We start from the raw sequence: 19,060 nt of genomic DNA, 5'->3' as shown, positions 1-19,060 counted from the left end.
TACCGAGCTCGAGGTATATCAGCGGCTGACGGCAGGCTACCGCTCGCGCGGGGGGCGCGGCCTGCGTGGTGGCCTGCCTTCCGCGTCGGGCCTCGGGCGGCCACGGGCCTGCTCGTCCAGGAACGGCGGTGGCGCCCCGGTCTCGCGCGGCGCTGCGGGGCGTTGCTGCCGTTCGGACTCCCACGGGCGTGGTCCGCGAGTGTCCTGTGTGGTGCGTCGCGGCTCGCGTTTCGGTGCCGGCGGGTCGTTCGACGGCGGCGCGGATCGGGCGGCGGGATCCGGCTCGCGGCGACGTTCCGGCTCGCGGCGCCGTTCCTGCTTGGGCTGCCGTGCGGAGCCACTTCCGGATCGTTGCCCGGCCTTGCGCTCCCGATCCCCGGCCTTGTCCTCGCCCTGGCGGGTGCGTGAGGTCCGCCTGATCGCCTTCCGGTCCGGATCGCGTTGCGTGGCCAGCCGTAGAAGGCCGATGCCGATGGTGGCTACCGTGGTGGCTGCCATGGCCGGGAAGTTGTCGATCAACGGGGTGCCGATGGCGATCGCGCGGGACATCGTACCGGTCTCCTCGGGCATCCCGGAGGCGTAGAGCACGACGCCGGGCACGGTGAGCGCGAGGATCAGCGGCGGCTGCACGATCGGCCCGAACAGGTTGCGCCTGCGGACCGCGCAGATCGCGGCGACGCACCCGACAACGAAGCCTGCCTGGAACACCCGGTTGAGCTGACCCTGCAGCTGCATGTCGAGTATCGCCCCGCCCAGGGTGAGGCCGAGGGCGAGCGCGACAGCCACCGGCCACGATAGGCCTCGCGCGCTCCCGGCGATGGGACGTTCGTCCCATGGCACGGGCTCGTCGCCACTGTCCTGGTCGTCGGGTCCACTGGTGCTCACCACGACCTCAACCGTAGCGGCCGGTGTGCACGCCGTGCCGCCGCCCCGGGCCGGGGCGGCCTCCTCGTGTGGACCGGCCGGTTGTGCCTACCCGGTGCCGTTGTGCTGCGCGGCCTGCTCGCCTCGCCGGATCTCGGGCACGGCGTTGGGGCTGGCGGCTGTCTCGGTCAGCGGTGTCACCGCGGAACGGAAGCGTTCCAGCGCGTCCAGTTCCTTGCGCCGCGCGGCTATGAAGCGTTGCAAATGCGTGCTTGACACGTTCAGCGCGTCCACGGCGCCCGCGGCCGTGCGGTGCGCGGTCGCCGCCTGCGCGCGGATGTGCTCGACGTCCTCGGCCAGCGCGCGATCATTGCCCGCGAACAGCGCGGCCGAGGCCAGGATCGCGAAGCCGGTCGGGCCGCACAGGAACACCCGGCGATCCAGCAGCCACCGCAGCAGCTCCTCGTCGGTGTCAAGGGCCGCGACCACGGCGGCGTCGGAGGGGACGAACATGATGACGCCGTAGATCGCGTCCGCCCAGCGCTCGTAGCCCTTACCGGAGAGCTCGGCGGCCCTCGACCGCAGGTTGCGGGCATGTACCCGCAGCGCGTCGGCGCGTTCCGCGGCGTCGTCGGTTTCCATGGCCTCCGCCCAGCAGGCCATGCTCGCCTTCGCGTCGACGGGGACACTGCGGCCGCCACCCACGTACAGCACGAGATCGGGTTTGGCTGCGCCGCCGCCCGCGACGTCGGCCTGCAGGCTGAAGTGCAGGCCCTCACGCAACCCGAGCGCGCGTGCGGTCTGGACCAGGACCTGCTCGCCCAGCTCGCCCCTGCCGGACACCGAGGCGAAGGCCACCTGGTACCGGCGCAGCGCGTCGTGCTGCTCGTCGAGGCGGGCCCGTTCGGTGGCCAGGTCGGCGACCGCTTCGTCTACGCGCCGCATGCTGTCGGTGTAGAGCCGCCAGAGCACGGCGACAGCGGCGGCCAGCAGCAACGCGACCACCACGGCGGCGGTGGTGATCACCGTGGATGTCACGGATCCTCCTTGTCAGCACGGATGCCTCGGGTGCCGGTGGCGTTTCGGGCGCGAGCTCACCCCGCGGGCACGCCACCGGTGATCGCGCTCCAGCCTCGCAGGGACCACCGACAGTGTCCGGGCGGTCCCCGTTCGCTACCGGCCCGGTCGTCGCGCACGGCAGCCGCACGGCGCTGTCGCGAGGCGACGTCGGGGGTGGTCGGTGAGACGGTGCGTGCCGGGTTCGGCGCTGTCGGTACCGGGACATACCTTGGGGACATGCGCCTGCTGCACACTTCGGACTGGCACGTGGGTCGTACGTTCCACGGCGTGGACCTGCTGGCCGATCAGGAACGGGTGCTGGACCACATCGCCGAGATCGTCGTAGCCGACGGTGTCGATGCCGTCCTCGTCTCTGGCGATGTCTACGACAGGGCCGTCCCGTCCGCGGAGAGCGTCCGGGTGGCCTCGCGCGCCCTGCAACGGATCAGCGACGCGGGTGCGCAGCTGGTACTGACCTCGGGCAACCACGACTCGGCCGCCCGGCTGGGGGCGTTCGGCGCGTTCGCCGCGGCGGGCGGGCTGCACCTGCGTACCGGCATCGGGGAGCTCGCCGACCCGGTCGAGCTGCACGACGAGCACGGTCCGGTCGCGGTGTACGGCATCCCGTACCTCGAACCGGAACCGGTGCGGCACGCGTGGGGGATCGACGGCAGGGGACACTCCGCGGTGCTCGACGAGGCGTTGCGCCGCATCAGGGCCGATCTCGCCTGCCGCGAGGCGGCACGTTCGGTCGTGCTCGCGCACGCGTTCGTCACGGGAGCCGAGGCCTCCGGCTCGGAGCGCACCATCGAGGTCGGCGGTGTCGAGCAGGTTCCAGCCGCGGTGTTCGACGGTGTCGACTACGTCGCGCTCGGGCACCTGCACGGCCCGCAGCGGGTGACCGGCAACGTGCGGTACTCGGGCAGCCCGCTCGCGTACTCCTTCGCGGAACGCACCGACCGCAAATCGGTGTGGCTGGTGGATCTCGACGCGACGGGACTCGCGGAGGTCACCCGGCGCGAGCTCCCGGTGCCGCGCGCACTGGCCACGGTCACCGGCAGCCTGGACGAGCTGCTGACCGCGGAGGACTACGCCGAGCTGGCGGAGTGCTACCTGTCCGCGACGTTGACCGACCCCGTGCGGCCCGTCGACGCGATGCGCAAGCTGCGCGAGCGGTTCCCGCACGCCGTGCACCTGGAGTGGCAGCCAGAGGGTGGCGGCACGCAGGTCACGCTGCGCTACGCGCAGGTGGTGCGCGGTCGCAGCGACCGCGAGATCGCCGGTCACTTCGTGCGCGACTGCCGGGGAGCGGAGCCGACCGGGTCCGAGGCCGACCTGCTGACCGAGGCGCTCGCCTGGGCCGGTCGAGCCGACCAGGCGGGTAGCAGGGGTGATGCCCGGTGAAACTGCATCGCCTGGACGTGACGGGGTTCGGGCCATACCCGGACCACCAGACGGTCGACATGGATGCGCTGGGCAGCGACGGGTTGTTCCTGCTGCACGGCGACACGGGCGCAGGCAAGACCACCGTGCTCGACGCCGTGGCGTTCGCGCTGTTCGGGACGGTTCCCGGTGCCAGGGGGGAGACCAAACGGCTGCGCAGCGACCTGGCCGACGCCGACACCCCGACCGAGGTCGGCCTCGAGCTGACGGTGCAGGGCTGCCGGTTCCGTGTGGTGCGCAATCCCGAGTACGAGCGACCGAAGAAGCGTGGAAGTGGCACGACGACACAGCAGGCCAAGGCGTCCCTGACGTGGATCGCCCGCACGCCGAGCGGGTACGCGAACGAGCCGATCACGCGGGTCGACGAGGTGTCGCGCACCGTGCAGCGGCTGCTCGGGATGAGCGCAGAGCAGTTCTTCCAGGTGGTTCTCCTGCCGCAGGGCGAGTTCGCGCGGTTCCTGCGCGCGGAGACCAGCGAACGCGAGCAGCTGCTTGAGCAACTGTTCGCGACCCGGCGGTTCGCCGACGTGGAACGGTGGTTCCGGGAGCGCCGTGGCGAGCGGGGCAAGGAGCTGGAGGCGCTGCGGGCCCGCACGCGCGAGTGGGCGGCGCGGGCCGCGCAGGTGGCTGGCGTCGAGCAGCCGGAAGCGCCCACGGCCGAGTGGGTACGCGAGCTCGAGCGGCAGACGCTGGCCGAGCACGAGCAGGCGAGCGCGGTGGAAGCAGGCGCCCGCCGGGCCCGGGAGGATGCCGAGTCCGTGCTCGCCGACCGTACGGCGCGCGCTGATCGGGTCCGGCGGGTGGCGGCGGCGCACCAGAAGCTGGCCGAGCTGGCCGGACAGGCCGCCGAGATCGACGACGCCAGGCACCGGCTGGCGCGTGCCCGGCGCGCCGCGACGGTGCTCGAGGCGCAGCAGCTGGCCGACCGGATCGCGACGGAGCTGGACAAGGCCGACCGGGTCGAACAGCAGCGGGTGAGCGAGTTGCTGGAGTCGGGGGAGGAGTCCTCGGACGGGTCGCCTGCCGAGCTGCGTGCTCGCGCGGGTCGATTCCGGGAGGAAGCGGGCGCGCTGTCCGGCGCGATCGAGGAAGCCGAGCAGCAGCGCGCCGACGAGGTGCGGCTGGCCGAGGCGGCCACTGCCGCCGAACGTGCCACGGCGCGCGCCACGAGCCTTGCCGAGTCGCTGCGCCAGGCGGTCGACGAGCACCAGCGCGCGCGGGAACGCGTGCTCGACCTTCGCCAGCGGCGCCTGGCCGGGATGGCCGCGGAACTGGCCTCCGCGCTCGATGCCGGAACACCCTGCCCGGTCTGCGGCTCGACCGAGCACCCCGGGCCTGCCTCGCCCGGCGCGGGCGCGGTCGCCGAGGAGGACGAGCGCGCGGCCGAACGTGCCGAGCAGGACGCCCAGCGGGAGCGGGACCGGCTGGAAGCGGAGAAGGCCGAGGCCGACCGTGCCGCGACCCGTGCCGAGTCGGACCGGGCCGGACTGGCAGGCACGGTGTCCGAACGCGCCGAGCGGCTCGCCGCGGCGCGCGGTGAGTACCCGGACGTGCAGCGGCGCCGCGCCCACCTGCTGTCGGTCGCCGCCGCGCTGGAGGCACTGGCCGAGTCCCGCACGGATGTCCTCTCGTGCCGGCGCAGGCTGGCCGAGCAGCGCGAGGTCGTCGCGGCCGCCGTGTCCGAGGCCGAGTTCGGGTCACTCGACGAGGCGCTGGCCGCGGGGCTCGGGCAGCGGGACGCCGACGCGCTCGAGGAGTGGGTCACGCAGTCCGATGTGGCCGCCTCGGCGGCCAGGGAGGTCCTCGCCGACCCCGAGCTCGCCGACGTCGCCGCCGACGAGGAGGTCGATGTCACCGGCGCCGAGCAGGCGCTCACGCGGGCCAGGGAGGAAGCCGAGGCCGCGCTGGTGCGGGTGCGTGCCTGCGCGAGCAAGCGGGACGATCTCGCCACCATCGCGGAGTCGCTGACCGCGCGGCTGGCCGAGCTCGAACCCACGGAGGCCGCCTTCGCCGAGCTGGATGCGCTGACCGACGTCGTCAACGGCCGGGGCCAGAACGCCCGCAGGATGTCGCTGCGCTCGTACGTGCTCGCGGCACGGCTGGAGGAAGTCGCCATCGCGGGTACACGCCGCCTGCGCATGATGAGCCAGGGGCGTTACTCCTTCGTGCACTCCGACGCCGCGGGCGCACGGGGCACCCGGGGTGGTCTCGGTCTGGACGTGCTCGACGACTACTCCGGCGCCGTGCGGCCTGCCAAGACGCTGTCCGGGGGTGAATCCTTCCTGGCCTCGCTCGCGCTGGCGCTGGGGCTCGCCGACGTGGTGGCCACGGAGACCGGCGGGACCCTGCTGGACACGCTGTTCATCGACGAGGGTTTCGGCACGCTCGACTCCGAGACCCTCGACGTGGTGATGGGGACGCTCGACGAGCTCCGCGCAGGCGGCCGCGTCGTCGGTGTGGTCTCGCACGTCGAGGAGCTGCGCCAGCGCATCCCGGCGCGCCTGCGGGTCGGCAAGTCGCGGTCCGGGTCAACCCTGCGGCTGGAGGGCGTGTGAGGTCGCCGCGTTGCGCCGCTCGTGCTCGAGCAGCCACCGCTTGACGTCGACGCCCCACCGGAACCCGCCGAGCGACCCTCCGGTGCGCAGCACCCGGTGGCAGGGTACGAACAGGGCCGCCGCGTTGCGGGCGCAGGCCATGGCGGCCGCGCGCACCGCGGGGCGCCGACCCGCACGGGTGGCGAGCTCGCTGTAGGAGACCGGTTGCCCTGCGGGAACGTCCCGCAGGGTGGCCCATGCCTTCTGGAGGAAATCCCCGGACCGCTGCCGCACCACGATCTCGTCGATAGCGTCGAGCTCGCCCGCGTGATACGCGCGCACGGCCCTGGTCACCGGACCCAGATCGTGGCGGGCACGAAGCTCACCGGGCAGCAGGGAGCCCGCGATCCGGGCGGTGAGGTCGTCGGGTTCCAAGGTCCAGCCGGAGGCGAGGACCGCGCCGTCCGGGGCGACGATCGCGGTGAACGGTCCTGCGGGGGTTTCGGTGGTTGCCCAGTAGGCGAGTGTCATGGCGGTCGTCCTATCCGGAGTCGGGGTGATCGGCTGTCGATGACGTGCGGGGCGGGCCCGTCGGGGTGCCGGGCGCGGTTGCGGGGGTGAGCGCGGCGCGCCACAGGTGCATACCCGCGTAGGAGCGCCACGGTCGCCAGCGGTGCGCGCGGGCGTTCAGCCCGGCCGGGTCCTCGGGAAGGTTCAGGCGGGCGGCGCCGGTGCGCAGGGCGCGGTCGGTCACCGGGAGGGTGTCGGGTGTGCCGAGCGCGTGCAGCAGGACGTAGTCGGCGGTCCACGTGCCGATTCCCGGCAGCGCGGTGAGCTCGCGATGCACGGTCCGTGGATCGCAGCCGACGTGCACCTCGAGCGCTCCCGATGCGAGGTGTTCGGCGACGGTGGTCAGTGCGGCGATGCGCCGCGCGGGACCGCGCAGCACCGTGGCCGCGTGCTCGGCGATGGCCTGCATGGTGGGGAACAGTGTGTCCGGTTCCGCCGCCGTGCCGCCTTCCTCGGGCCGCTCCTCGAACCGCGTGCCGAGGGTGCGCGCCAGCCGCGCGGCCAGCGAGCGTGCCGAGGCCACCGACACCTGCTGGCCGAGAACTGCCCGCACGACGAGCTCGTGCGGGTCGACGGTTCCCGGTACGCGGATTCCCGGTGTCGCGGCAACCCGGGGTGTCAGCGCGCTGTCGGCCGCGAGTGCGGAGTCCACCGCGACGGGGTCGGCGTCGAGGTCGAACAACCGCCGTACGCGGGCGACCGCGCTGCCGAGGTCCCGCACGTCGGTCAGCCGCAGGGTGCAGCACACGTGGTCGGCCGCGGGCTCGGCGTGCATGATCGCCGGGCCGTGTGGCAGCCGCAGCGTGCGCGCGTAGCGTGCCTGCCCGTCGCCTGCCGCGGTGCGTACCGACTCGACGCCGGGCACGGCGCGAGCCGCCAGGTAGTCGAGCACCCCGCCCGCGTCGAAGGGGCTGCGGAACGGCAGCCGCACGCACACGCGCGTTCCCGGCGCGGAGTCGCCGGGCTCCGGTGCGCCACGGCGGCGCCGCGCCGGGGCGGCGGCCGCCTCGCGCAGCCGCGCGGGAGCCACCCCGAACACGGTGCGGATGGTGTCGTTGAACTGCCGCACGCTCGCGAAGCCTGCGGCGAACGCGACCTCGGTCAGTGGAAGCGGGGTGTGTTCGATGAGCAGGCGTGCGGCGTGCGCGCGGTGGGCCCGGGCCAGGGCGATGGGGCCCGCGCCGAGCTCGGCGGTCAGCACGCGAGTGAGGTGGCGTGTGGAGTAACCGAGCGCGCGGGCCAGGCCGGTGACGCCCTCGCGGTCGACGACGCCGTCGCCGATCAGCCGCATCGCGCGACCCGCGAGGTCGGCGCGCAGGTCCCACTCCGGCGAGCCCGGCACGGCGTCGGGAAGGCACCGCCTGCAGGCGCGGAACCCCGCGGCTTGGGCGGCGGCCGATGTGGGGTAGAAGGACACGTTGCCAGGGCGCGGTGTCAGCGCCGGGCAGGACGGGCGGCAGTAGATGCCCGTGGTGCGCACGGCGGTGATGAACTGCCCGTCGAACCGGACGTCCCTGGCCGCGACGGCGGCGTAGCACCGGTCGAAGTCCCGCCACAGCTGCGCCAGCGGGGTGTGCTCCGCGGCATCGGTGGTCACGGCTCGCGTCGCTGTCATGACGTCGATCCTGCCATCACCGGCCGCGCACGACCGGCGGGAATCGGACATCACGATGGGCGGGCCGGAGCGGGGCCGCCCCGGCCGCCTTGTGGCTCGGGTGCACGGGACGTCGGGGCGGCTGCGTGGCGACCCGTACACTGGGCTCTCGTGAGTTTGACCCTCGGTATCGTTGGCCTGCCCAACGTCGGAAAGTCCACCCTGTTCAACGCGCTGACCCGCAACGAGGCCGTCGCCGCGAACTACCCGTTCGCGACGATCGAGCCCAACGTCGGCGTGGTGCCCCTGCCGGACGCGCGGCTCGACAAGCTCGCCGAGATGTTCTCCTCGGCGCGCACCGTGCCTGCCACGGTGTCGTTCGTCGATATCGCCGGTCTGGTGAAGGGCGCTTCGGAGGGAGCGGGTCTCGGCAACCAGTTCCTCGCCAACATCCGCGAGGCCAACGCCATATGCCAGGTGATCCGGGTGTTCGACGACCCCGACGTGGTGCACGTGGACGGCAACGTCGACCCGGCAGGCGACATCGAGACGATCAACACCGAGCTGATCCTCGCCGACATGCAGACGCTGGACAAGGCGCTGCCCCGGATGGAGAAGGAAGCCAGGACCAAGAAGGAGAACCGCCCTGCGCTGGACAGCGCCAAGCAGGCGAGGGAGATCCTGGACAGCGGGCGCACGCTGTTCGCCGCCCAGAACGAGATCGACCTCGACGCTGTGCGCGAGCTGTCCCTGCTGACCACCAAGCCCTTCCTGTACGTGTTCAACGCCGACGAGGGCGTGTTGCGTGACCAGGCGCGCCGCGAGGCGCTGACCAAGCTGGTGGCACCGGCCGACGCGGTGTTCCTGGACGCCAAGGTGGAAGCGGAGCTTCTCGAGCTCGACGACGAGGAGTCGGTGCGCGAGCTGCTCGAGTCGGTCGGGCAGAGCGAGCCCGGCCTGTACTCGCTGGCGCGGGCGGGATTTCACACGCTCGGCCTGCAGACGTACCTGACCGCCGGGCCGAAGGAGGCCAGGGCCTGGACCATCCGGCAGGGCGCGACCGCCCCGGAAGCTGCGGGGGCGATCCACAGCGACTTCCAGCGCGGCTTCATCAAGGCCGAGGTGATCTCGTACGAGGAGCTGGTCGAGGCGGGTTCGCTGGCGGCAGCCCGGTCGGCGGGCAAGATGCGCATGGAGGGCAAGGACTACGTCATGCACGACGGCGACGTGGTCGAGTTCCGCTTCAACGTGTAGGCGGGGATGACGGCTCGACCTGGTGGCTGGGGCGAGCTACCCAAGGCCGAGTTCGCGTTTCCCGGCCCGCTCCGGGACCGCCTCGTGGAGCTGGTGCTCTCGGGTGTGAAGAGGTCGGCCACAGGGCTGCTCGTCGAGTACGGGGCCAGTGGTGTGCCGCTTCCCGAGATCGGCGCGCGCTCGGTCGTGGTGAACTCCGCGGACGATCCGGTCGCGCTTATGACCACGACAGGTGTCCGGGTCGTGCGGCTCGCCGAGGTCGACGTGCGGCATGTGGTGGACGAGGGCGAGGGACACTCTACCGTCGCGGAATGGCGTGCTGCACACGAAGAGTTCTGGTCCGGCCCGCAGATGCTGGAAGCCCTGGCCGATCCCGATTTCCACGTGGACGACGACACCCTGGTCGTCCTGGAGCGGTTCGTGTGTGCGGAGATCCCCCGGATCCACGATGTGCGGCCACGCGCGTAGCACCGGCGAGCGGAGGAGCCCGGCGCCGTGTCCCGTGGCCGTGGTGGTGTCAGTACCCGGCGAGTACCGTGTCGATGCGGTCCACGAGCGCGAGGTCGTTCTGCGTGACCCCGCCCTTCGAGTGGGTGCTCACCGAGAACCGGAGCGTGCGCCAGCGGATGTCGATGTCCGGATGATGGTCGAGCTCCTCGGCGATGACCGCGACCTGATCGACGACCTCGATCGCGCGCGGGAACGTGTCCAGCTTGACCGTTCTGACCAGCGCGGTGTCCTCGTGCGCCCACTCGGGCCGGGTCTGTAGTTCCGCGCTGATCTGCTCGTCCGTCAGTAGTTCCGGCATACCGTCCATGGTGCCAGCGAACCCCGGCCTTTCCCGCCACCCCGCGCCCGCATGTCCCCCCGGTGGTGTGCTGAATGACGCTTTCACTCCACGAGAGGGAGTGAAAGCGTCATTCAGCGTCGGGGTAGCGTCGTGCGGGTGACGGGCAGGGATGTGGTCGTGGGGGCGGCGTTGGTGCGGGGCGCGCGCGTGCTCGCTGCGCGGCGCAGCCATCCCGCGAGCCTCGCGGGCTACTGGGAGCTGCCCGGTGGCCGGGTGGAGCCCGGTGAGTCCGATGACGACGCGCTGCGCAGGGAACTGCTCGAGGAGCTGGGTTGTGCCGTCGTCGTCGAGCACCGCATCGCGCAGGTCGAGCTCGCGCCGGGGACGGTGCTGCGGGTCTACGCGGCGAGCCTGGCCGACCCGGCAGGCGAACCCCGCGCCGTCGAGCACGGCGAGATCCGGTGGGTGCCCGCCGAGGGGCTGGACGGGCTGGCCTGGCTGCCCGCCGACCTCGAGCTGTTGCCCGAGCTACGGCGAATGCTCACCCGCGCGGGTGCCGCAGGCGGGTAGCTGCACCGTACGGCGACCGGCCACGCGAACGAATGCGTCCTTAACAGGTGTCACAGCGCTCGCTGAGGACTACCCTGGGAACATGTATGTGGCTGTGAGTACCTACACCGCGCCGATCAACGAGATCGACTACGTGCTGCCCGAGCACGTCGAGTGGCTGGAGCGGCATTACGAGTCGGGTGACTTCCTCGTCTCCGGCAGGCGTGAACCGCGCGTCGGCGGCGTGATCATCGCTCGGCCCATGCTGCGCGGGAAGCTCGACGCGATCCTGGCCACCGATCCGTTCTCGTACCGCCACCTCGCCCGCTACGACGTCTACGAGTTCGCGGCGACCAGGACGGTCCCCGAGCTCAACTGGATCAACGAGGTGGTCGCCGCGCAGTGACCCGCCGGTGGCGGGGCCGACCCGCCGCCGAGGCGTCGAGCGCGTGCTCCTGTGCCGCCGGAACGTGTCCTGACGCGGTGTGTGCCTGTTCACAGCGAGGCCTCCGGTAATCTGGCCTGGACCACGTGCCGCTGCCGTGCTCCGGCCGATGGCACCGTGGTCCCTGCCCTTCTCGCGATCCCAGGAGCCCATGCGTGCCCGCAGTAAGCGACACCCTCAGCACGACGCGCACCGACCTGCGTAATGTCGCGCTCGTCGCGCACGTTGACCACGGCAAGACCACGCTCGTCGATGCGATGCTGCGGCAGTCCGGTGCCTTCGCCGAACATGGAGACCCGGTTGATCGCGTGATGGACTCGGGCGAGCTCGAGCGCGAGAAGGGCATCACCATTCTTGCCAAGAACACCGCGATCCGTCGCCACTCCGAGGACGGTCCGGTGACCATCAACGTCATCGACACCCCCGGCCACGCCGACTTCGGTGGTGAGGTCGAGCGGGGCCTTGCCATGGTGGACGGGGTGCTGCTGCTCGTCGACGCCAGCGAGGGCCCGCTCCCGCAGACCCGCTTCGTGCTGCGGAAGGCGCTGGAGGCGCGGCTGCCCGTCGTGCTCGTGGTGAACAAGGTGGACCGCCCGGACGCGCGGATCGCCGAGGTCGTCAACGACGCCTACGACCTGCTGCTCGAGCTGGCAGGAGAGATCGAGGGCATGGACGACGACGCGCTCGATGCGATTGTGAACATGCCGGTCATCTACACCTGCGCCAGGGACGGCATCGCCTCGCTGAACGCTCCCGCGGACGGCGACCGCCCGGACGGTGACAATCTGGACCCGCTGTTCGACATCCTGCTGAACCGGATCCCGGCGCCGCACGTCGAGCTCGACGCCCCGCTGCGCGCGATGGTCACCAACCTCGACGCCTCGGCGTTCGTGGGGCGTATCGCACTGGCGCGGATCCACTCCGGCCGGTTGGCCAAGGGGCAGACGGTGGCGTGGATGCGCGCGGACGCTCCCGTCGAGCACGTCCGGATCACGGAGCTGTACCAGACCAAGGGCCTCGACCGTGCTCCGGCGGCCGAGGCAGCCGCCGGTGACCTCGTGGCGATCGCCGGCATCAGTGAGATCACCATCGGGGACACCCTCGCCGACAAGGACGACCCGGGTGCGCTTCCCCGCATCACGGTCGACGAGCCCGCGATCTCGATGACGCTCGGCGTGAACACCTCCCCGCTGGCGGGAACGGGCGGCGGCGACAAGCTGACCGCGCGGCTGGTGAAGTCGCGCCTCGACCAGGAGCTGGTCGGCAACGTCAGCATGCGGGTGCTGCCCGGTGGGCGGCCGGACACCTGGGAGGTGCACGGTCGTGGCGAACTGGCGCTCGCGGTACTCGTGGAGCAGATGCGGCGTGAGGGCTTCGAGCTCACCGTCGGCAAACCGGATGTCGTCACGCGCACCATCGACGGGAAGCTGCACGAGCCGTTCGAGCGGCTGAGCCTGGATATCCCCGAGGCCTACATGGGGGCGGTCACGCAGCTGCTGGCCGCGCGGAAGGGCCGGATGGAGCACATGGAGGGGCACGGCTCGGACCGGATGGCGCTGGAGTACCTGGTGCCTGCGCGGGGCCTCATCGGCTTCCGGACCGACTTCCTCACCGAGACCCGTGGGGAGGGGATCGCCAACCACGTGTTCGAGGGGTACTTCCCGTGGGCTGGCGAGATCCGCAGCCGCAACAGCGGCTCGCTCGTCGCCGACCGCACCGGTGCGGTCACCACGTACGCGCTGACCCAGCTCGCCGACCGCGGGACCTTCTTCGTCGAGCCGGGCGCGCAGGTCTACGAGGGAATGGTGGTCGGCGAGAGCCCGCGCGCCGAGGACCTCGAGATCAACATCGGCAAGGAGAAGAAGCTCACCAACGTCCGCTCGTCGACAGCCGACGAGCTGGAGCGGCTCGCGCGTCCCCGCGTGCTGAGCCTTGAAGAGGCTCTGGAGTTCTGCGCGGCCGACGAGTGCGTGGAGGTCGCGCCGAACGCGATCCGCGTGCGCAAGGTGACCCTGGACACGCACCAGCGCGGCAAGGAGCGCACCCGCGCGCGCAGCCGCGACGCCGGCGCCTGACGGCGCCCCGGGCCGCCCGTCTCCGCGCGTACCTGTGGCCTGACACCCGAAAGGGTACGACACAGAGTAATGAAATCCTCCTAACCAGACCCCCTCCGATGGTCGTGGGCCGTTCGGCGTAACCCGGGGGACGGGTTCGTTTCTCCAGGTAGTCGCCAGCTGGGACGAACCGGTGAGGGGTTCGAGACTGAAGTCACCGATTGGTCACGATCTTCCGCGAACTCGTGACGCGGCGTGGCCCGCTTCCTAGTGTTCATCGGCGAGCTCGCCATACCAAGAAAGGTGTGGTGCGTCATAGGCTTCGGCCACACTTGCCGTTGCGATGCGGGCCACACCGGCCCAGTGCTAGGAGGACACAGTCATAATGAGGAGATCACGATTCACCTCTGCGGTCGCGATGATCGCGGGGAGCGCGCTCGTACTGAGCGCGTGTGCCGACAACGGTGATGACGCCGCCGGTGACAACGGCGGGGGCGGCGACACCATCACGTTGGCTTGGCCCCAGCCCTTCGACAGCTACAACAACACCACGGCCGGAGCGAACTCGTTCGCCAACGGTGTCGTGATGGAGTGGGTGACCACCGGCTTCTGGCACTTCGCGGGTGAGGACGGGCAGGTCACTCCGAACGAGGAGTTCGGCAGCTACGAGAAGGTCTCCGACGACCCGCTGACGGTCGAGTACACGATCAACGAGGACGCCACCTGGTCGGACGGCGAGCCGATCGACTGTGACGACGCGCTGCTGTGGTGGGCCCAGCAAAGTGGTGAGTCGGACTACTCGGTGATCGGCACCGACGGGGTCGAGGACACCGAGGTGCCGGACTGCGAGGCGGGGGACAAGGAGTTCACGCTCGAGTACGACAAGCCCTTCGCCGACTGGAACAGCAACGGGCCGAGCAACGGCAACACCGCCATGATGCCCGCGCACGTCGTCGCCGAGCAGGGCGGACTGTCCTCGGAGGAGTTCATCGAGGCCGTCAAGGCCGAGGACTGGGAGGCCCTCGAGGACACCGTGGACTTCTTCAACGAGGGCTGGCTGATCGAGGGCGGACTGCCCGACCAGGAGCTGATCCCCTCGTCCGGGCCGTACAAGCTGGACTCCTACGAGGCAGGCCAGCACGTCACCCTGACTTACAACGAGGAGTACTGGGGTGAGGCACCGGAGACCGAGACCATCGTGATCCGGGAGATCCCCGAGGAAGAGCAGGTCCAGGCCCTGGAGAACCAGGAAGTCGACATCATCAACCCGCAGCCGACCGTGGATATCGCCAACCAGATCGAGGCCGCGGAGGCCGCGGGTATCGAGTCGGCGGTCGAGAACCAGTACAGCTACGAGCACCTGGACTTCAACTTCAACGACGGGCCGTTCGCGGAGAGCCGCGAGCTGCGCGAGGCCTTCGCGCTGTGCGTGCCGCGGCAGACCATCGTGGAGAACCTGATCCAGCCGGTGTTGCCGGAGGCCGAGACGAAGGACATCCGCAACATCGCGCCATGGGATCCGGGCTTCGAGGAAGGCATCGAGCGCTCCTCCGAGTGGCTCGACGAGTACGGCGAGCAGGATCTCGAGCGGTCCCGCCAGATCCTCGAGGAGGAGGACGCGGTCGGTACCGAGATCCGGCTGGAGACGCTGGACAACGAGCGCAGGAACAACACGGGCACGCTGATCACCGAGGCCTGTGAGGAAGCGGGCTTCGAGGTCGACTTCGACGCCAGTGCCGACTTCTTCGACACCAAGGGCGGCCTGTCGCAGGGCACCTTCGATGTCGCGATGTTCGCCTGGATCGGCTCCTCGGTGCTGTCCGGCTGGAACGCCATCTACCGGTCTCCTGAGGAGTGCACCGCCGAGGGCAAGGGCAACAACATGGGGTGCTACTCCGACGAGGAGATGGACCAGATGCTCGATGACATCCTGCGGCAGAGTGACCAGGACAAGGCGCTCTCGATCGCGGCGGACATCGAGGAGAAGCTCTGGGCCGACCTGGCGACGATCCCGCTGTACCAGCACCCGAACATCGCGGCCTGGCAGCAGGATGTGCAGAACATCGTGATGAACCCGACGCAGACCGGCCTGGTGTGGAACATGCCGGAATGGAGCAGGGAGTGAGCTGATCCGGTGCGCCGTGCGGTGAGCTGACACCCGCTCACACGCGCCCGCATCGGTATCGCACCGCGGCGGGGCCGGGAGCCCCTTTCCCGGCCCCGCCGCGGTGCGACCCCACCCGCATCCTTTCCGCGTACCCAGGAGACTGCGCCATGCTCGCTTTCATCGCGCGGCGCCTGTTCGTCTCGGTCCTGGTCTTCCTCGCCGCCACCGCCGTGGTGTTCGTCATGGCGGCGAACGTCGGGGACCCGCTGGCCGAGGCCAGGCAGTTGCCGCCCGGCCCGGCCCAAGAGTCCGCGATGGCCGAGATCACCGAGCGGATGAAGCTCGACGAACCCGTATTCGTCCGCTACTTCCACTGGCTCGGTTCCGCGCTCACCGGCGACCTCGGTGTGAACGTGACCGGCCGGAGCATCAACGCCATGCTGGAGAACGCCGTCGGCTCCACGCTGCAGCTGGTGCTCGCCGCGACGGTGCTGTCCATCGTCATCGGGATCACCATCGGGGTGATCTCCGCGCTGCGGCAGTACAGCGGCCTGGACCTGTCGGTGACCTTCGCCGCGTTCCTGTTCTACTCCCTGCCGCTGTTCTGGGTGGCCACCCTGCTCAAGCAGTTCGTGGCCATCGACCTCAACAACTGGCTGGCCGACCCGGAACTCGCCCTCTGGGTGATCGGCCTGATCGCCCTGTTCGTCGCGCTGTTCTGTGCCGCCCTGGTCGTCGGCGACCGCCGTAGCAGGGTGACCACCTTCGTGGTCGCGTTCGTGGCCATGTGCGCGCTGTTGTGGGCCCTGTCGGAGACCGGCTGGTTCGCCGATCCGGGGCTGGGCATATTCGTTATCGCGCTGACCGCCGTCGCCGGTGCGATCGGCTTCACCACGCTGTTCAGCGGGCTGGACTGGCACAGCCCGCCGATGCGCGCGGCGATGGCAGCCGCCATCGCGGGTATCGCCAGCGCGCTGCTGCTCGACCCGGTGCTGCGGGACCCGAACCTGGCGACGATCGCGCTGCTCGCCGTGATCACCGCGGGCGTGTGTTTCGCCATCGGGTGGCTGCTCGGTGGTGAGCTTTACCGGCGCTCGGCCGTCCAGTCCGCGATGTTCACCGGCCTGTTCACCGGCGCGGTGATCTTCACCGACCGGCTGCTGCAGTCCTTCGCGAGCTACAGCGATCTGAAGGGTGGCCGCCCGGTCTCCACGATCGGCTCGGGCACGCCCAACTTCCAGGGCACCTTCTGGCAGTCCGGTCTGGACTCCCTCGGCCACCTCGCCCTGCCCACGCTGGCGCTGATGCTGATCTCGCTGGCGACCTATACCCGCTACACCAGGGCGAGCATGCTGGAGGTGATGAACCAGGACTACGTGCGCACCGCGCGCGCGAAGGGCCTGCCCGAACGGGCGGTGGTCACACGGCACTCGCTGCGCAACGGCCTGATCCCCATCACGACGCTGACCGCGTACGACATCGGCACGGTCATGGGCGGGGCCGTGGTGACCGAGACCGTGTTCGGGTGGCGGGCCATGGGCAGGTTGCTGCTGGACGGCATCAACCAGGGCGACCCCATGCCGATCATGGCGTTCTTCCTGGTCGCCGGTGGCGCGATCGTGGTGTTCAACATGATCGCCGACATCGCGTACGGCTTCCTCGACCCGCGGATCCGGCTGTCCTGACAGGAGTAGGTGAATGATGCGCAGAACACGGACGAAGCCGGCGCAAGCACCAAGCGGCACCGACGCGGTGCAGGGCATGGGCGTGCGGACTCGCACCCAGGGCGAGCTGGTATTCCGGAGGTTCGTCCGGCACAAGGGAGCGGTCGCGGGCATGATCGGCCTCGGGGCGATCGTGCTGCTCGCGGTGACCTCGATCGGTGCCGGACCGATCCCCGGCTGGTGGCCCAAGGACTTCTCCTCGACCGGAACGATCGTCGACAGCGGCAAGCCGACGTTGAGCCTGTTGCCCGGTTTCCTGGGTGGTTCCGGCATGCAAATGGGCGAACACCCCTTCGGGCAGGACAACGTCGGCAGGGACTACTTCGCGCTGACCATGCGGGGCACCCAGGTGTCGCTGGTGATCGCGTTCATCGTCGGTATCGTCAGCACCTTCGTCGGGACGCTCATCGGGGCGGTAGCCGGGTACTTCCGGGGCAAGTCCGAGGCCGCACTGATGCGGCTGACCGACCTGGTCATCACCATCCCCACCCTGCTGTTCGCGGGGCTGGTGGCCGTGATGGCAGGGGACAGGGGCATCGTCGTGCTCGGGCTCGTGCTGGGGCTGGTGACGTGGACGCCGACGGCGCGGCTGATCCGCGGCGAGGTGCTGTCCATCCGGGAGAAGGAGTTCGTCATCGCGGCCAGGTCGTTCGGCACGTCCGCGCGACGGATCATCGTCAAGCACATCCTGCCGAACACGGTCGGCATCATCATCGTCTCGGTGACGCTGGCCATCGCGACCGCGATCATCCTCGAGTCGGCGCTGTCCTTCCTGGGGCTGGGGGTGCAACCACCGGACACCTCGCTCGGCAGGATCATCCACGATTACCAGAACGCGCTGACCGTGCGGCCGTGGTTGTTCTACTGGCCGGGATTTTTCATCATCGGCATCGTGCTGTCCGTGAACTTCATCGGTGACGGCTTGCGCGACGCTTTCGACCCACGACAGAACCGGGTGCGTGACTGATGTCGACGAATACGGAGCCCGCCAACGGCTCGCGGGTGCACGCGGGAAAGACCCTCGCGGACTCGCTGCCCCCGTCCGACGAGGAGATCCTGCGGGTGGAGGACCTGACCGTGGAGTTTCCCACCGACGACGGCATCGTGCATGCCGTGCGGGGCGTGGACTACTCCGTGCGCGAGCGCGAGGTGCTTGGCATCGTGGGGGAGTCCGGCTCGGGCAAGTCGGTCTCCTCGATGGCGATCATGGGTCTGCTGCCCGGCAACGCCCGCGTACACGGCAGCATCCGGTACCGCGGAACGGACCTGCTGCGGATGCGGGAGAAGGAGCATCGCTCGCTGCGCGGCGACAAGATCGCCATGATCTTCCAAGACCCGATGACCTCGCTGAACCCCGTGCAGACCATCGGCGACCAGCTGGCGGAGGCCGTGTTGTCGCACCACCTGGTCTCGCGCAAGCAGGCGCTGGCACGCGCGAAGGAGATGCTGGACCTGGTCGGGATCCCGCGACCGGAGGCCCGGCTGAAGAGCTACCCGCACGAGTTCTCCGGCGGGATGCGGCAGCGCGTGATGATCGCGATGGCGATCATCAACGATCCCGACCTCATCATCGCCGACGAACCGACAACGGCGCTGGATGTCACGGTGCAGGCGCAGATCCTGGAGAAGCTGCTTGAGGTCAAGGACGAGGTCAACGCGGCGATCCTGATGATCACCCACGACCTGGGCGTGATCGCGGGTATGGCCCATCGTGTCCTGGTGATGTACGCGGGAAGGCCCGTGGAGATCGGGAACGTGGACGTGGTGTTCAACCAGCCGCGCATGCCCTACATGGCCGGGTTACTCGGCTCGCTGCCGCACCTCGACGCGACCGAGCACGAGCGGTTGCGCCCCATCGTGGGCACCCCGCCTTCGCTGATCAACGTACCGCCGGGGTGCCCGTTCTCCCCGCGCTGCCCGCTCGCGGACGACAGCGCGTGTGTGACCACCGAGCCGGAGTTGGCGCCTGTCGACGCCGATGAGCACTATGCCGCGTGCCATCACTGGTCCCGGCTGGCTCAGGTCGACGATCCGACCGCGTACTTCCGGGCCGAGAGCGAGAGGTCGCGATGA

Annotated in this window: 16 protein-coding genes; 11 read left to right on the top strand and 5 right to left on the bottom strand. The window is 70.3% G+C overall.

Going from position 1 to position 19,060, the window contains the following annotated elements; all coding sequences use genetic code 11:
• Positions 1–36 precede the first annotated feature (36 nt).
• Positions 37–885, bottom strand: a complete 849-nt coding sequence (locus H0B56_RS07600) for a DUF6542 domain-containing protein (protein ID WP_180892196.1) — start codon at positions 883–885, stop codon at positions 37–39.
• A gap of 87 nt (positions 886–972) precedes the next feature.
• Positions 973–1,902 (bottom strand): DNA recombination protein RmuC, encoded by a 930-nt coding sequence (locus tag H0B56_RS07595; protein ID WP_180892195.1) that lies wholly within the window; start codon positions 1,900–1,902, stop codon positions 973–975.
• 258 nt (positions 1,903–2,160) lie between these two features.
• Between H0B56_RS07595 and H0B56_RS07590 the strand changes: the two genes are divergently transcribed.
• Entirely contained in the window at positions 2,161–3,327 is a 1,167-nt protein-coding gene (locus H0B56_RS07590; protein ID WP_180892194.1) for an exonuclease SbcCD subunit D, read from the top strand.
• Positions 3,324–5,921: an AAA family ATPase gene (locus H0B56_RS07585; protein ID WP_180892193.1), complete on the top strand. Its 2,598-nt coding sequence runs from the start codon at positions 3,324–3,326 to the stop codon at positions 5,919–5,921. The genes H0B56_RS07590 and H0B56_RS07585 overlap by 4 nt, the downstream gene beginning before the upstream one ends.
• Here the strand turns inward: H0B56_RS07585 and H0B56_RS07580 are convergent.
• Complete coding sequence (locus H0B56_RS07580) at positions 5,895–6,431, bottom strand: methylated-DNA--[protein]-cysteine S-methyltransferase (RefSeq protein ID WP_180892192.1); 537 nt, start codon at positions 6,429–6,431, stop codon at positions 5,895–5,897. The two genes, H0B56_RS07585 and H0B56_RS07580, sit on opposite strands and share 27 nt — an antisense overlap.
• 10 nt (positions 6,432–6,441) lie before the next feature.
• Positions 6,442–8,085 carry a DNA-3-methyladenine glycosylase 2 family protein gene (locus H0B56_RS07575; protein WP_281373609.1) on the bottom strand — a complete coding sequence of 548 codons (1,644 nt, stop codon included), beginning with the start codon at positions 8,083–8,085 and terminating at the stop codon, positions 6,442–6,444.
• Positions 8,086–8,235: 150 nt separating this feature from the next.
• Here H0B56_RS07575 and ychF point away from each other — a divergent pair, with 150 nt between their 5' ends.
• Both ychF and H0B56_RS07565 read left to right on the top strand, forming a co-directional pair.
• Positions 8,236–9,318 (top strand): redox-regulated ATPase YchF, encoded by a 1,083-nt coding sequence (gene ychF / locus H0B56_RS07570; RefSeq protein WP_180892191.1) that lies wholly within the window; start codon positions 8,236–8,238, stop codon positions 9,316–9,318.
• A gap of 6 nt (positions 9,319–9,324) precedes the next feature.
• Positions 9,325–9,786 (top strand): ASCH domain-containing protein, encoded by a 462-nt coding sequence (locus tag H0B56_RS07565; protein ID WP_180892190.1) that lies wholly within the window; start codon positions 9,325–9,327, stop codon positions 9,784–9,786.
• Between the two features lie 49 nt (positions 9,787–9,835).
• Here the strand turns inward: H0B56_RS07565 and H0B56_RS07560 are convergent, their stop codons facing one another.
• Positions 9,836–10,126 carry a 4a-hydroxytetrahydrobiopterin dehydratase gene (locus H0B56_RS07560; protein ID WP_180892189.1) on the bottom strand — a complete coding sequence of 97 codons (291 nt, stop codon included), beginning with the start codon at positions 10,124–10,126 and terminating at the stop codon, positions 9,836–9,838.
• Positions 10,127–10,264: 138 nt separating this feature from the next.
• Here H0B56_RS07560 and H0B56_RS07555 point away from each other — a divergent pair, with 138 nt between their 5' ends.
• The 7 genes from H0B56_RS07555 (at position 10,265) to H0B56_RS07525 (ending at position 19,060) form a co-directional block, all read left to right on the top strand.
• A complete protein-coding gene (locus H0B56_RS07555) occupies positions 10,265–10,678 on the top strand; it encodes a (deoxy)nucleoside triphosphate pyrophosphohydrolase (RefSeq protein ID WP_343063795.1) in 414 nt (137 codons plus the stop codon).
• Between the two features lie 82 nt (positions 10,679–10,760).
• Positions 10,761–11,063: a YciI family protein gene (locus H0B56_RS07550; RefSeq protein WP_089299726.1), complete on the top strand. Its 303-nt coding sequence runs from the start codon at positions 10,761–10,763 to the stop codon at positions 11,061–11,063.
• A gap of 194 nt (positions 11,064–11,257) precedes the next feature.
• Positions 11,258–13,177 carry a translational GTPase TypA gene (typA, locus tag H0B56_RS07545; RefSeq protein WP_180892188.1) on the top strand — a complete coding sequence of 640 codons (1,920 nt, stop codon included), beginning with the start codon at positions 11,258–11,260 and terminating at the stop codon, positions 13,175–13,177.
• A 364-nt stretch (positions 13,178–13,541) separates the two neighbouring features.
• On the top strand, positions 13,542–15,281 hold the full coding sequence (locus H0B56_RS07540; protein WP_180892187.1) for an ABC transporter family substrate-binding protein: 1,740 nt from the start codon (positions 13,542–13,544) through the stop codon (positions 15,279–15,281).
• A gap of 149 nt (positions 15,282–15,430) precedes the next feature.
• The gene (locus tag H0B56_RS07535) at positions 15,431–16,948 is read left to right on the top strand and encodes an ABC transporter permease (RefSeq protein ID WP_180892186.1); all 1,518 of its coding nucleotides are present in this window, start codon (positions 15,431–15,433) and stop codon (positions 16,946–16,948) included.
• A 13-nt stretch (positions 16,949–16,961) separates the two neighbouring features.
• The gene (locus H0B56_RS07530) at positions 16,962–17,954 is read left to right on the top strand and encodes an ABC transporter permease (RefSeq protein ID WP_180892185.1); all 993 of its coding nucleotides are present in this window, start codon (positions 16,962–16,964) and stop codon (positions 17,952–17,954) included.
• Entirely contained in the window at positions 17,954–19,060 is a 1,107-nt protein-coding gene (locus tag H0B56_RS07525) for an ABC transporter ATP-binding protein (protein WP_180892184.1), read from the top strand. Before H0B56_RS07530 ends, H0B56_RS07525 begins: the two co-directional genes overlap by 1 nt.

The organism is Haloechinothrix aidingensis (genome assembly GCF_013450155.1).
GTDB classification, from domain to species: Bacteria; Actinomycetota; Actinomycetes; order Mycobacteriales; family Pseudonocardiaceae; genus Haloechinothrix; species Haloechinothrix aidingensis.
This window is presented reverse-complemented; position numbering and strand designations above follow the sequence as displayed.

Bases quoted from the DNA above. Each gene is read 5' to 3' on its own strand.
- H0B56_RS07590 (WP_180892194.1), top strand. From the start codon at position 2,161: ATGCGCCTGCTGCACACTTCGGACTGGCACGTGGGTCGTACGTTCCAC.
- H0B56_RS07580 (WP_180892192.1), bottom strand. From the start codon at position 6,431: ATGACACTCGCCTACTGGGCAACCACCGAAACCCCCGCAGGACCGTTC.
- H0B56_RS07575 (WP_281373609.1), bottom strand. From the start codon at position 8,085: ATGACAGCGACGCGAGCCGTGACCACCGATGCCGCGGAGCACACCCCG.
- H0B56_RS07565 (WP_180892190.1), top strand. From the start codon at position 9,325: ATGACGGCTCGACCTGGTGGCTGGGGCGAGCTACCCAAGGCCGAGTTC.
- H0B56_RS07560 (WP_180892189.1), bottom strand. From the start codon at position 10,126: ATGCCGGAACTACTGACGGACGAGCAGATCAGCGCGGAACTACAGACC.
- H0B56_RS07550 (WP_089299726.1), top strand. From the start codon at position 10,761: ATGTATGTGGCTGTGAGTACCTACACCGCGCCGATCAACGAGATCGAC.
- H0B56_RS07540 (WP_180892187.1), top strand. From the start codon at position 13,542: ATGAGGAGATCACGATTCACCTCTGCGGTCGCGATGATCGCGGGGAGC.
- H0B56_RS07535 (WP_180892186.1), top strand. From the start codon at position 15,431: ATGCTCGCTTTCATCGCGCGGCGCCTGTTCGTCTCGGTCCTGGTCTTC.
- H0B56_RS07530 (WP_180892185.1), top strand. From the start codon at position 16,962: ATGATGCGCAGAACACGGACGAAGCCGGCGCAAGCACCAAGCGGCACC.
- H0B56_RS07525 (WP_180892184.1), top strand. From the start codon at position 17,954: ATGTCGACGAATACGGAGCCCGCCAACGGCTCGCGGGTGCACGCGGGA.